At 41.7% G+C, this 13,598-nt stretch carries 14 protein-coding genes; 1 reads left to right on the top strand and 13 read right to left on the bottom strand.

Annotated features, from left to right (window positions below):
• Window positions 1-72: 72 nt before the first annotated feature.
• From ACVBD2_RS02820 to recJ, 13 genes are all read right to left on the bottom strand, one after another.
• Window positions 73-366 (bottom strand): hypothetical protein, encoded by a 294-nt coding sequence (locus ACVBD2_RS02820; RefSeq protein ID WP_125450309.1) that lies wholly within the window; start codon window positions 364-366, stop codon window positions 73-75.
• Window positions 347-739 carry a hypothetical protein gene (locus ACVBD2_RS02815; RefSeq protein ID WP_461686060.1) on the bottom strand — a complete coding sequence of 131 codons (393 nt, stop codon included), beginning with the start codon at window positions 737-739 and terminating at the stop codon, window positions 347-349. The genes ACVBD2_RS02820 and ACVBD2_RS02815 overlap by 20 nt, the downstream gene beginning before the upstream one ends.
• On the bottom strand, window positions 721-1,956 hold the full coding sequence (locus ACVBD2_RS02810; protein WP_461686059.1) for an alpha/beta hydrolase family protein: 1,236 nt from the start codon (window positions 1,954-1,956) through the stop codon (window positions 721-723). The genes ACVBD2_RS02815 and ACVBD2_RS02810 overlap by 19 nt, the downstream gene beginning before the upstream one ends.
• Window positions 1,953-2,348: a hypothetical protein gene (locus ACVBD2_RS02805; RefSeq protein ID WP_461686058.1), complete on the bottom strand. Its 396-nt coding sequence runs from the start codon at window positions 2,346-2,348 to the stop codon at window positions 1,953-1,955. Before ACVBD2_RS02805 ends, ACVBD2_RS02810 begins: the two co-directional genes overlap by 4 nt.
• A 74-nt stretch (window positions 2,349-2,422) precedes the next feature.
• Complete coding sequence (locus ACVBD2_RS02800) at window positions 2,423-2,800, bottom strand: hypothetical protein (RefSeq protein WP_461686057.1); 378 nt, start codon at window positions 2,798-2,800, stop codon at window positions 2,423-2,425.
• Entirely contained in the window at window positions 2,797-3,192 is a 396-nt protein-coding gene (locus ACVBD2_RS02795) for a hypothetical protein (RefSeq protein WP_125450312.1), read from the bottom strand. Before ACVBD2_RS02795 ends, ACVBD2_RS02800 begins: the two co-directional genes overlap by 4 nt.
• A 297-nt stretch (window positions 3,193-3,489) precedes the next feature.
• Complete coding sequence (locus tag ACVBD2_RS02790; protein ID WP_000720915.1) at window positions 3,490-4,011, bottom strand: hypothetical protein; 522 nt, start codon at window positions 4,009-4,011, stop codon at window positions 3,490-3,492.
• 156 nt (window positions 4,012-4,167) lie between these two features.
• Complete coding sequence (locus ACVBD2_RS02785) at window positions 4,168-5,007, bottom strand: metallophosphoesterase family protein (protein ID WP_461686056.1); 840 nt, start codon at window positions 5,005-5,007, stop codon at window positions 4,168-4,170.
• Window positions 4,997-6,844 carry an excinuclease ABC subunit UvrC gene (uvrC, locus tag ACVBD2_RS02780; RefSeq protein WP_461686055.1) on the bottom strand — a complete coding sequence of 616 codons (1,848 nt, stop codon included), beginning with the start codon at window positions 6,842-6,844 and terminating at the stop codon, window positions 4,997-4,999. Before uvrC ends, ACVBD2_RS02785 begins: the two co-directional genes overlap by 11 nt.
• Before the next feature lie 101 nt (window positions 6,845-6,945).
• The gene (locus ACVBD2_RS02775) at window positions 6,946-7,647 is read right to left on the bottom strand and encodes a M57 family metalloprotease (RefSeq protein WP_461686054.1); all 702 of its coding nucleotides are present in this window, start codon (window positions 7,645-7,647) and stop codon (window positions 6,946-6,948) included.
• A gap of 104 nt (window positions 7,648-7,751) precedes the next feature.
• Window positions 7,752-8,531, bottom strand: a complete 780-nt coding sequence (locus ACVBD2_RS02770; RefSeq protein ID WP_461686053.1) for an alpha/beta hydrolase — start codon at window positions 8,529-8,531, stop codon at window positions 7,752-7,754.
• Between the two features lie 69 nt (window positions 8,532-8,600).
• A complete protein-coding gene (locus tag ACVBD2_RS02765) occupies window positions 8,601-10,262 on the bottom strand; it encodes a ribonuclease J (protein ID WP_461686052.1) in 1,662 nt (553 codons plus the stop codon).
• A gap of 174 nt (window positions 10,263-10,436) precedes the next feature.
• On the bottom strand, window positions 10,437-12,659 hold the full coding sequence (gene recJ / locus ACVBD2_RS02760; protein WP_461686051.1) for a single-stranded-DNA-specific exonuclease RecJ: 2,223 nt from the start codon (window positions 12,657-12,659) through the stop codon (window positions 10,437-10,439).
• 176 nt (window positions 12,660-12,835) lie between these two features.
• Here recJ and ACVBD2_RS02755 point away from each other — a divergent pair, with 176 nt between their 5' ends.
• On the top strand, window positions 12,836-13,594 hold the full coding sequence (locus tag ACVBD2_RS02755) for an amino acid ABC transporter ATP-binding protein (RefSeq protein WP_461686050.1): 759 nt from the start codon (window positions 12,836-12,838) through the stop codon (window positions 13,592-13,594).
• Window positions 13,595-13,598: the final 4 nt, after the last annotated feature.

Genomic DNA, 13,598 nt, shown 5'->3' with positions numbered 1-13,598 from the left:
CATAGGAAAAGCAAGAGCAAAAAAACTGCTCTGCACAGTTTGTAATAATTCTTCTATTCAATCACTAAAAAATTAGCAGATGAAATCATACTGAGACAACTTCTCCGCTGTCACCTCTTCCAACTTTTTCTTTACCTGACCTTTTATAGCCGTATCCATCTGTGATTTTATTTTCCCAATAGCGACTTTTGTCTCCTCTGCACTTTCTTTTACTTTTTCTTTATAATCTGTTTGCAAGGAATTTTTTTCTTTTAAGATTACTGCCGCCATTGTATAGATTCTATTTTTCTCCATCATGCGATACATCTGACGTAAAGCAAATTCATATTCTTCATCTGTGTAATATTCATTTAATGGTGCGAGCATATGACCTCCTTAAATCTCCGATTGTCTGTTCTAACTCATCACGACTTTTACGATAATCTCTGTCTAACAAATCCTCTCGATACTGCAATTCATCTTCTCTACGCCTACACGCAAACTGAGAATCCTCCATCAATTGTTGTAAACTCCTATAAAACTGTTCTCCATCTTGGTAACTGTGTTGTCCTTTTTGAAGAAAAGCAGTCATCTTACCAGCTTCGTCTTCGACGATTCGGGCAAGTCGATCTCGACGTTCATAGAGTTCATTACGTTGATTCGTAAACTTTGCTTTCTGCTTTAGATACTCACCTTCCAAATCATGATACTCTTTTTCTTTTACTTTTAACTTTTGGAAGACTAAATCCGACTGTTCCATTTTCTAAACTCTCCTGCTAATTCCTTATCTGTAGCTAGTTTATTCTCTATGACTTGGATAATCTGTTGGTTAAGGCTAGCAAACTCTGTGGCTAGTTTTTCGGCCTTTTGATTCACTTGCTCAAAATCTTGCTCAACTGAACCGACAATCGTATCCTGAGTCACACCCACTGACGCAAAAGTCGATAGGACTTCATCATAACCCAGGTATCGGAAGCTACTAAAGTCAAGCTGATTCCATAAATCCTGTACCTTTGACACCACCTCCTCTTGAAGGTGCTTGATGTCGTCTGCACCAGCTCGAGCCGCATTAGCCATTCCTTCCCCTAGAGCCATCCCCTGTAAGCTATCCAAGTATATTTCTTCCTTGCTTGACAAACCATCTGCTGAGAGGTAGCTTTTGATTTTTTGGTAGCGATACATACCTGCTGTTGCTTCTGCTAGCGCCGTTACTTTGAGATTCGTGATTCGTTTTCCGTCCAAATCAACTAGCTGGCCATTCTCATCAAACTTCCACTGTGACAAGTTATGATATTCTAACTTGTCACCCCAGTTATCTTTTGCAGGGTAGATGTAGGGATAAATGGCTGTTTGAGTCGTATTCCCCGTAATATTGCCAATAACATCATACTTATGACGGTAATTGCGAAATTGTTCTGGATGTTCTTGCATGTACTTGATTTCTTCTTTCGAAATCAAGTTATGAATATCTGGCCCATTATACCCAACATTGGCATAACCTCGCTTTAAAGCGACATACATAGCCAGAGACTCTCCAAGCGAATGCCCTGCAGTTGTGATTTTAGCAGAGGGATGTTTTTGTCTGACCTCTTCCTCCACCTCCTTGGCATAATTCAAGGCTGTCACAAACTGAGAATCTACTACTTTCGCAGAATTTAGTCCTGAACGAGACTGTAGGTTATTCCTCCCAAGCCCCAAAGACTGTGCATCCGTTTCAAGATCCTTTATGTCATCTTTATTCGTCCCTGCATAAGCAATCACTACATGACTATAATCCACATTCCCATTTTTATCCACAGGAGCAACCGCCATCGCCTGCATACCGTTGGAGGTGTTGTCTTGGGTTTTTAGAACGCGGAAGGTTTGTCCATTTGATTTAAAAATCTTATCGTCTCTCCAAGGTCGTTTTACTTTTCCTGCATCAACATTATAAACTCCATCGACAATATCATTATAATTTTTATCTGTTATTTTCACCACTTGCTCCAATATTTCACTTTAATATTATCTATTGTTTGTTGATTAGTAATTTCATTTTTTTCTTGTAAATTTAATCTTTTATTCCAACTAATTACATAATTGTCAGTTTTATCATTAAATTTAAAGAAAGTAATTTCCATTTTAAGTTCTTTATTTACAGTTAATAACGCTGTTCTTGAACCTGTTGTAGCATTATTTTCTATATCATTAAATTCTATTTCATTGATTCCCTCATAATGATTAACTAAATACAACACCATCCTATCCTGTTCAATTCTCATTTTCTCTTCCAATGTTCTTTCTTTTTGGTGATTCAAACTAAACATCATGATTCCTCCTATTATACAGATTACTAAAGCAATAATACCCCATTTTTTACGCTTATTCATGGACACATCTCCTTATATTATTCTATAAAGCAACTTGCTCTTAATTACCTTATAGTATAACATAAACAACTTATTTAACTAACATAGGCATAATTCAAAGCTGTCACAAACTGAGAATCTACTACTTTCGCAGAATTTAGTCCTGAACGAAACTGTAGTTTATCCCTCCCGAGCCCTAAAGACTGTGCATCCGTTTCAAGATCCTTTATGTCATCTTTATTCGTCCCTGCATAGGCAATCACTACATGGCTATAATCCACATTCCCATTTTTATCCACAGGAGCAACTGCCATCGCCTGCATACCGTTAGAGCTGTTGTCTATGGGTTTGGTGATTACTTTAAACCGGTCGTTCCCAACCAAATCATCCTTACTATAAGGTCTATTCACCTTTAGAGCATCCACTTTATAAACATCGTCAGCAATATATCTATAATCTTTTTCAGTTATCATTTTAATTTACCATACCTTACATCTATGTCCAAGTCTGATTTACTATCAATCTGTTTTCTCTTTTCTAAAACTTCGCCTGAATTTCTAGATGTTAGTTGGGACATACTAATTTCACCACCTACATTCCATAATGTGAATCTAACATAGTACTTATCATTAACAAGCGCATCACCACTCCATGTCCCTGTTATACTATCCTTAGAGAAAGATTCGAATTCCACCACGCGAACTCCTTCGTAATGATTAACTAAGTATAACGCCATCCTATCCTGTTCAATTCTCATTTTCTCTTCCAACGTTCTTTCTTTTTGGTGATTCAAACTAAACATTACAATTCCTCCTATAATACAAATTACTAAAGCAATAATACCCCATTTTTTGTGCCTATTCATGGACACACCTCCTTATATTATTCTATAAAGCAACTTGGTCTTAATTGTCTTATAGTATAGGACCAATAGCCGCTATGGTCTTGTGCATTGAATTCAAGATCAGCATAGTTCACTCGCGATTTCCTTTTCTAATTCTACTGCTTCCATTCTACCATATTCTGAAAGAGCTTGCAGGGATTTTTCATAGAGCCAATACTTCTTTCAAACTCTCTGCAATTTATTTTAAACTCTTTAAGTAGGTATCGTTTGGATTTGAAGCAATCAAAAAGCAGGTGATCGAACACCTACTTTCTTATATTATTGACCAGATGTGTATGGAGCAATTGCTTTATAAGCCGCTTCCAGCGCTTTCTTCATTGTGTCACGTCCAGTTTTCAACTGTTGAACAAATAGAGTACGAGTTTGTTCTGGCACTACTGTATCATCAGAACCAATACTTGAAAGGCTTTCGTTAAATGACTCTCTTACAGTCTCCATAGACTTAAGCGCTGGTTCAACTTGGGCGTTATATGCTTCTTTTCCACTCTCTGGAATTTTCTCCCCAATTTCAACTGCATGCTTTTTATAATTGTCGACTAATTTGCCAAAGACTTTCTTCACATCTCCAACAGTTTTAGCATTGTCAATTTCTTCATCGGTGATCAAAACAACCTCATTATTTTCTGTCTTTGAACTAGACGTTGTTGATGAAGCCTCTGAAGAAGTTTTCTCTACAGAGCTTGAAGTCTTAGTCGAAGAGTCAGACGTTGTTTTCCCTGAACATGCTGCTAAAACAACAACAGATAAAAGAGCCATACTGGCTGTAATAATTTTCTTCATAATGTTCTCCTTTTTATTAAGAATTAAGTTCATTGTATAACAAAATAATTTCAATGTCAAACTTTAGCTAAGCCATCTTTTCTTCCTTATTGTCTGACTCTTTTCTAAATAATTCGGCTACCACCTCACTTCAAATTAAGGGCGTCCATTTTATTTCTAACTTTGCAGAAAATCAAAATAATCTTTCACATCCTCTACATATCCATGCTTTTCAATTAAACTAGCTAAAAGTTCCAGATTGTGCCCCTGATAGTTGTCTTCTCGTCGTAGCTCTTCATACATTTCGATAAAGGGAAGCCCCTTAGACTTGGCTAATTCTAACTCCGCTTCATAATCATAAGCGACTTTACGAAAATGGATATTGACCAATTCCCCATCCTCAACTTCTATCACGGCATACTGGGCACGGTGATTTTTTAACTTTTCCCAATCAAAATAGGGCATACCAATCGTACCTGGATTGATGATTTGTTGCCCTTGGCTGCCATAGCGAAGCAACTGTTTGTGGACATGACCATAGACTGCCACGTCCGTTTCCTCATCTAGGAGTTGGTCAAATTTATCTGTGTTATTCCCAACAGACAAGTCACCACCATAGTTCTTATTCGGCAAATTATGAGAAAGAGAAAAACGCAGCCCATCAATTTCTTTCTTCGCAACCATAGGCAGACTCCGCAGCCAAGCGATCTGATCGGGATCCATTCGCTCCATCAAATACTGCGTCATACGCAAGAGCTGAACTTCCTGTGGGTCTTCTAAGCCACATTGCCCATCTAAAGCCTCAAGGACACAATCATCCCAATTGCCTCGAACACTTGCTGTGATAGGAAGGCCCTTTAGCAGGGCGACCAAGTCATTTGCACCTGGACCCGGGAGGAAAACGTCTCCCATAAGCCAATATTCACTGGCTCCTTGATTTTTAGCATCTGCAATAACTGCTTCTAGTGCAGTTGCATTGCCATGAATATCTGATAAAATTGCGATTTTATGGTTCATGATGATTTCCTTCCGTTTGGTAATCTACTCTCTCTTCCGCCACTTGAGCCAACTCCACTTCTTCCTGCGGGTTCAACTTGGTTTGCACAGCTTCTGCGACTGCTCTTGGCACCCCAACTTCGACAATCTCATCCACACTGGCTTCCTTGATTTTAGCGAGAGACTTGAAATGCTTCATGAGATTCTGCTTGCGTTTAGGCCCCAATCCTTCAATCCCATCCAGTTGTGATGAAAAGGAGTTTTTGGAGCGTAGTTGACGGTGGAAGGTGATGGCAAAGCGGTGCACCTCATCTTGGATGCGTTGGAGGAGGAAAAATTCCTGAGAATTGCGAGATAACTCCACTACTTCCAGCGGATCTCCAAAGAGCAGCTCATGGGTTTGGTGCTTGTCATTCTTTTGCAGACCTGCAATAGGAATATCCAAACCTAGCTCTTCTTGAATGACCTGCTTGGCAATATTGACTTGACCTTGTCCCCCATCAATGACAATCAAATCTGGCGGGGTTAAACCTTCTCGTTGTACTCGACCATAACGTCTGCGGATAACCTCACGCATACTGGCATAGTCGTCTGGTCCAACAACCGTTTTTATCTTGTACTTACGGTAATCCTTCTTACTCGGTTTGCCATTGACAAAGACCACCATAGCCGAAACAGGACTGGTACCCATGATGTTGGAGTTATCGAAGGACTCAATGCGGACTGGAGTCGGGATTTGGAGCAAACGTCCCAGATTTTCAATAGCCCCTTGAGTCTTTTCGACTGATTTTTCTAGCAGATTGAACTTCTGCTCCAGACTAACACGAGCATTTTTTATGGCTAGATTGACCAGTTGTTTTTTCTCCCCACGTTGGGGTTTGAGAATCTTGGTATCCACCAAGGCCTTGACTGCTTCTTCATCGATATCCTGCGGAATCAATACTTCATTGGGAACCAGGTGAGATTTTTCTTGATAGAATTGTCCCACATAGGTCAAGAAGTCCTCATCCGGATCGTTGTAATAAGGGAAAAGATTGACATCCCGCTCGATGAGTTTTCCCTGACGGACAAAGAAAACCTGGACACACATCCAGCCCTTATCCACATAGTAACCAAAGACATCCCGATTTTGAAGATCCTTGGCCATAACTCGTTGCTTGGTCCGAAGCGTTCCAATAGCTTGAATCAGATCACGGTATTCCGCCGCACGTTCAAATTCCATACTTTGCGCTGCCACTGTCATTTTACTCTTGAGGTCATCGATGATTTTGTCATCCTGTCCTTTTAAGAAGTCAGAAACCTCCTGAGCCATGGACTTGAAATAGGTCTCATCTTTTTTACAGATAGTGTGGGCCATACATTGACCGATATGGTAATAAAAACAGACCTTAGACGGCGGATTGGTACATTTCCGAAAAGGGAAAATTCGATCTAGTAGCCGCTTGATTTCATTGGCCGCACCGACATCTGGATAAGGACCAAAGTAAAGTCCTCCATCCTTCTTGACCTGACGAGTGATTATCAAACGAGGATAGCGCTCATTGGTGATTTTGATAAAGGGATAGGACTTATCATCCTTGAGCATGATATTGTATTTAGGCTTGTTTTCCTTGATGAGGTTGATTTCTAGGAGAAGTGCCTCAATATTGGACTCAGTAACGATAAATTCAAAATCCACAATTTCAGACACCAGAGCCTCTGTCTTGGTATCGTGACTGCCACGGAAGTAGGATCGCACACGATTGCGCAGATTTTTAGCCTTTCCTACATAAATAATGGTGCCGTTTTTATCTTTGTGAATGTAGCAACCAGGACTGGTTGGCAAGAGTTCTAGTTTTGATTTGATCAAGTTGTTCATAGTTCCATTATAGCAAAAAGGCCGTAACAGGACGAACAAAAAGCCCCACCAACCGCTTGATAGAGGAGCTTTGATTTCTTTTCGGATTGCACCGACTTCATCTAGTCGCTACTGGTATAGAGTTCTTGAACAGCTGTCACATCCTGAGGCTGAATTCCATAGTAGGAACCTGCTGGTTGCATGACAGAAGTTTCGTTGGTATGATCCAATCCGATGGCATGCCCCAGTTCGTGCTCCGCCGTGTGCACGATCCGTTCATAAGAATAACCATAGTTTGGATTGGATAGATAATAGTGATTCAGGCGAACCGTTACAGATATAAATTGATTGGTTAACAAATTGGTTTGACTTTCGGCTTGACCTGCTACAGCGGTCGATCCATCATTCATCTCACTTGCCACAATATCTGCCTGGCTAGGATCTGCAACCACCTCAAAGGTAAAGGCTCCCGTTTGATTCCAGTTTTTTATAGCTTCTGCATAGGCACCTTGGAAGGTCTCATCCATTTGAGGCTCAATATAGATGCGAGCTGAGGTCTGAGCCCACTTTCCTTCTGCATGTTGGTGACTGTCTGTCTGAGACAAGACTTCCAGCGTTCCCGTCTCCCTCCATTGATTCCAGCCACCTTGACCAATCTTGCTCATTTTTTCAACCTGATTGACCGCAGAATGAAAATCACCAGACAGATACCAAACCACTCCAAAGGCAATGAGAAGTAGAATGACCACGGTCCAAACCAGACGCCAGAAGAAACGCCAAATTCCCAAAAGAAATCGGAAGAATAGTCGAATAATCCAGAACATGACGCTCCACCTTTCATAAAAATAAGAACCTATCTTGAAATCACATTCTCCTTGATCAAGATAGATTCTCTATTTTACTGAAGAAAGCTGAAAGAAACCTAAAACTAAGATAAGCGCTCTTCCAAAACAAAGTCAATTGGTAGAGTAGCCAAAAAACGCTCCAATTGTTTTTCCCAGTAGTACCACTCGTGCTTACCTGGACTATGACTATAGGTCACCTCAAAACCAAGTTTTTTGATGTTTTTCACTGCGAGATTATTGGCAGAGTAGAGATAGTCTTGTTCCCCACACCAAGCCCATAGTTTAGTCTTTTTATCGGATTTTGCAGCCATGCTTTCAAGCGAATGAGGACTAGCTGTCCAGTCTTTAATCTCTCCAAAAACTCCTCGCCAGTAGGCAAGTGACCCCAGATCCTGACTTTCAGGAGAAAATTCCTGAAAACTGAGCGCACCAGAAAAACTAGCCGCATGAGAAAAACGATTCGTCGATAGAGCGAGTTTGAAGGAACCATAACCTCCCATGGAGAGGCCTGCTATAAAGGTCTTTTCTCGCTTGCTGGTCATATTGGGGAAGAAACGTTTCATGACTTGGGGGAGTTCTTCTGCTAGAGCTGTATAATAGTTATAGCCATACTGAGTATCTGTGTACCAGCCATTATTTGTATTGGGCATGATAACAATGAGATTGGTCCCGCGCAACAAACGTTCGACATTAGTTCGCTTGAGCCAACTATTTTGATTTCCCGACATTCCGTGCAAAAGATAAAGGACAGGAATATCTGTGCAATCTGGTTCAGTCACCCTACTAGCATCTGGATAGAGTACGGTAACTCCCCACTCCATATCCAAAACTTCTGAGTAATACTCAATATTCATAACTGCCATGGTTTTCTCCTTTATACTATTCTATAAGAAAAAGCCGAATTTCGACTTTTTCTGTAGGTATTCTGCTTATTATTTTGCTTCCATCACGACTGGCAAGATTGCTGGGCGACGCTTGGTTTGATCAAAGAGATATTTGGTCAGATTGTCACGAACCTTGCCTTTGAGCTCTGCCCAGTCAAAATCATCACCTTGAAGATACTCTTCTACCGTTTGGTTAATCAATTCTGAACTTTCACGAAGAATATCGCGACTCTTCTTAAGATAAACAAATCCACGCGTGTGAACACGGGCCTTAGCCACAATTTTCTTCTCACGACGGTTGACAGTGATCGCCACGATAAAGATTCCATCCTCTGACAAGACCTTACGGTCACGAAGGACCACATTTCCAACATCCCCGATGGCATTTCCGTCAATCAAGACATCACCTGCAGAGACTGCTCCAGCTGGAACAAAGTCTCCATGTTCATAAGACATGGTCGTTCCCTTTGTAGGGATGAAAATGCGCTCTGGCAACATCCCAACTGCCATGGCAGCCTTGGCATGCGCATCCAACTCACGGTACTCCCCTTGGATAGGGAAGAGATACTTGGGTTGCAAGAGATTAATCATCAACTGAAGATCACGCGCATTCCCGTGTCCAGATACTCGCAAACTTTGGGTAATGAGTTTCACTACACCACCAGCTTGGTAGATCATATTTTCCACACGCGCCATGACAGCTTCTTTGGCGATAGATGGAGTCGTTACGATATAGACCAAGTCCCCATCCTTGATTTCCACATAACGATGGCGTCCGATAGACATCTTACGAAGTCCATTAATAGGCTCACCCATACGACCAGTCTCAAGGATAATCAACTCATGGTCTTCAAAACGAGACATTTCTTTGGGTTTGATCAAAAGACTTTCGTTGGCTAGAGACAATTTTTTGAGACGAATCGCTGTGCGGACGATATTTTCAACATCAAATCCAGTCAAAACAACTCGACGACCTGTGTCCGCCGCAGCATCAAAGACCTGCTGGATACGAGAGAGGTTGCTGGCAACAGCCGCAACGATGATACGACCTTCCCAGTCTGCAATGGTATTGGTAATTTCCTCTCCAACTTCACTCTCGCTCGCCACCTGAATATTGCTGTCCGCATTAGCCGAGTCACTGAGAAGAGCCAAGACACCCTCACGACCAATCTCGGCCAAGCGACCAAAATCAGTCGCATAGGATTCACTAGCTGTCTGGTCAAACTTGAAGTCACCTGTGTAAACAATGCTACCTTTTGGAGTTTTCAAGACGACTCCCAAACTTTCTGGGATGGAGTGAGTTGTACGGAAGAAGGAAACCTCAGTTCCTCCAAAGTCAATCTCCGTATTCTCATCAATCACATGAAAGTCATTGAATTTCTTAACAGCATCATTTCCTTTGACAAAGAGTTTTGCCAACTCGATGGTCAACTCTGAGCCAAACACAGGAATCTTAGCCTCTGCCAAAAGGTAAGGCAGAGCTCCAATAGCATCCGCATGCCCGTGGGTCAAGAAGACCCCAGCGATACGATCGCTATTTTCAAAAAGGTAGTCCATATTTGGAATGACGACGTCGACCCCAAGTTGTTCATTTTCAGGATATTTAAGCCCCGCATCCAAAACAAAAATTGAATTGCCAATCTCAGCAATGTACATATTTTTCCCGTTTTCACGCACACCACCTAGTGTTGTTAAACTGATATTACTCATTTTTCCTCCGAAACCTTAGTTTATCTTGATTATAGGGTAGGTTCACCCTCTTATTCTAAAAGTTCTAAAACTCTCAGCCGAATCTTTTCCTACCATTATATCATTTTTTTGATAATTTTCAAAATGAAGATTTGTTTCCAAAAAAGAGCTGGTTGCCCAACTCTTTCCTATCTTCTAGTTTTCTGCCATTAAGAAATCATACATTTCCTGCACTGTCCCCAGCGCCATGATTTCTTGATTTTTTACAGTTTGTTTGAGATTTTGGTATATCTGACTTTCTCCGATTTCCCTTTTCGCTGCTTCTTTATTGACTGTCATAACACCATCTTTGATCGTCACAAAGCCCAGTTCCTCAAATACTTGAATCATCTTGACCAGTAAGATTTGTTGGATATTGAGATAGGCTGCTAAGTCTTTAAGCTTATAACGAATATCAAACTCAGGGAATTGGTAAATGGTCTTATAGAGTTTAGCAAACTGCTCTCTGGTCCCATAACCTGTCAGATAATAGGCTTTCTCAATGTCATTTTTGAAATAAACAGCAGAGAAATTCTGTTCCTGAAAAACGCTCTTAAGCAGGCTAATATCCTCAGGAATGGTTTTCACAACCACAGCATCACTAGTCGCTAATTCTGGTAATTCTCCAGCAAAGTCCAAGACTGGAACTCCTTCTGGCAAGGCTGCATTCTTCCCACGAATATTAAAGAGTTGAACCCCCTCCACACGCGCATCTACCATCATCAACTGGAGGGCCGTTTGGCCATTCCATTGATTGACAGACAGGGTGACTGCCAATTCTAGATTCTTGGTTTGAGCAAACTCTGTCGCCCATCTACCTTGTCCAAAGGCTACCACTTCAAAGCTCGCCTCACCCTTGGAAATTTTTAGTTTGAGGTGGGCATTGCCTGCTCCCATGGTTCTGGCACTTTCGACCTGAAAATCCTTGATATAAAAGACAGGTTTCTGATTGTCCATTCCAAAAGGTGCCAAGCGTTCAAAACTTTTGACCGTTTCCAAGCTAAGCGACTCTAAATCCAGTTCTTCATCTAGATTTAACTTGTTCTTGCCAGCAGCATCTGCGCCTTTTTCACGGACATAGTCTTCCAAAACCTGAGATAAATCTGAAAGTTTCTCCACTTCCAGCGTCATTCCTGCTGCACCAGCATGGCCGCCAAAGGCGATAAAGAGGTCGCGATGGGGATCCAGAGCTTCAAAAATATCAACCGCTTCCACACTACGAGCACTACCTTTGGCACGACCATCTTCTATATTAAGAACAATAACCGTCTGCCCTAGCTCTTCCAACAAACGACCAGCAACGATACCCAGAACGCCAGGATTCCAGCCTTCCTTGCCCAAAACCTGGACCTTCTTCTCAGGATCCACCATGGTCTTAGCTTCTTCATAGATGGATTGTACGATTTCCTTACGCTCTTCGTTTTTCTGGTGAATCATGAGGGCAATCTCATGAGCTTCCTCGTCGTCAAACCCAGTCAGCAAATCAATGGCAGGATTGGGATCATCCAATCGCCCCAAGGCATTTAAACGAGGGGCAATCTGAAAGCCAACCGTTTCTTCCGTTACTTCATTAGCAGCAATCCCAGCCATGTCCAGCATTTCTTGTAGTCCAATGCGCTGAGTATGCCCCAACATTTCCAGACCATATTGAACCAAAATACGGTTTTCATCCGTCAAACTTACCATATCCGCAATGGTACCGATAGCGACCAAATCAAGCAATTCCACTTGCACTTCTTCTAAAAGGGCGCAAGCAAGCTTGAAAGCCACTCCGCATCCGGCCAACTGTTTGAAAGGATAGTCCGCATCCGGATGCTCAGGATGAATAATGGCGTAGGCATCAGGAAGGGTTTCCGGCATGGAATGGTGGTCGGTCACAATGACATCCACTCCCATAGACTGGGCCAATTCAATGGCTTCATGGCCAGCAACCCCATTGTCCACCGTCACAATCAAGGAAATTCCCTCTTGCTCGATAAAGTATTTATAGACACTGGCATTGGGACCATAGCCATCTGTAAAGCGATTAGGCAGATAAACTCGGCACTCGGCACCAAGTTGTTCCAAACTTTCCTTAACAATAGAAGCTGAGGTCATGCCATCCGCATCATAGTCACCGTAAACGAGGATATTCTCCCCTCCTTCAATGGCCTGACGAATCCGTTCCACTGCCTTGTCCATATCATGGAGCAGATAGGGGTCATGCAAGTCCTCTAAAGAAGGTTCTAAAAACTTCTTTAGACTTTCTTCATCCTGAATCCCTCTTTCAAATAATAACCGAGCCACCTCAGGACCCAGCCCAGCCTTCTTGGCTATCTTTGTAAAATCCGCATCTTCAACCTGCGGGGCAAACTGCCATTCATAAGTAGGAGTTATCAAAAAAACATCCACTCTTTCTAAGAATTCTATCGTTTCATTATAACATGATTTAGGTATTTTCTCTATCTTGATTACTTTTTACTACAATTTTACTAATTTTTTTCAGATATGATTTGACAAGAACATTCTTTTGTTGTAGAATCATGTTATAAAATCTAACACAAAGGAGATTTCTCATGGCTTTAGTAGAATTTAAACACGTCGAAAAATATTACGGAGACTACCACGCACTCCGCGACATCAATCTCCGTTTTGAAAAAGGACAAGTTGTTGTCCTGCTTGGACCTTCTGGTTCTGGGAAGTCCACTCTTATCCGTACGATTAATGGTTTAGAGGCTGTTGACAAAGGAAGTCTCCTAGTCAATGGACACCAAGTAGCAGGTGCTAGTCAGAAAGATTTAGTTCCTCTTCGTAAGGAAGTCGGCATGGTTTTCCAGCATTTTAACCTTTATCCACACAAAACGGTGTTAGAAAATGTAACACTTGCACCCATAAAAGTTCTAGGAATTGATAAAAAAGAAGCTGAAAAAACAGCCAAAAAATATCTGGAATTTGTAAATATGTGGGACAAGAAAGATTCCTATCCCGCCATGCTATCTGGTGGACAAAAACAGCGGATCGCCATCGCACGTGGTCTCGCCATGCATCCGGAGCTCCTCCTCTTCGATGAGCCAACATCTGCTCTTGACCCTGAAACCATTGGAGATGTTCTAGCAGTTATGCAAAAACTGGCACATGACGGGATGAATATGATCATCGTTACCCACGAAATGGGATTTGCCCGTGAAGTTGCGGACCGCATCATCTTTATGGCCGACGGAGAGGTTTTAGTAGATACGACAGATGTCGATGACTTTTTTGACAATCCAAGCGAACCTCGTGCCCAACAATTTCTCAGCAAAATTATCAACCACGAAAGTGACAAAGTCAAATAAGGAG

The sequence above is a fragment of the Streptococcus sp. KHUD_018 genome (assembly GCF_054861215.1).
Note: the sequence above shows the minus strand (reverse complement) of the source record. Positions and strands in the feature narration are given on the sequence as shown.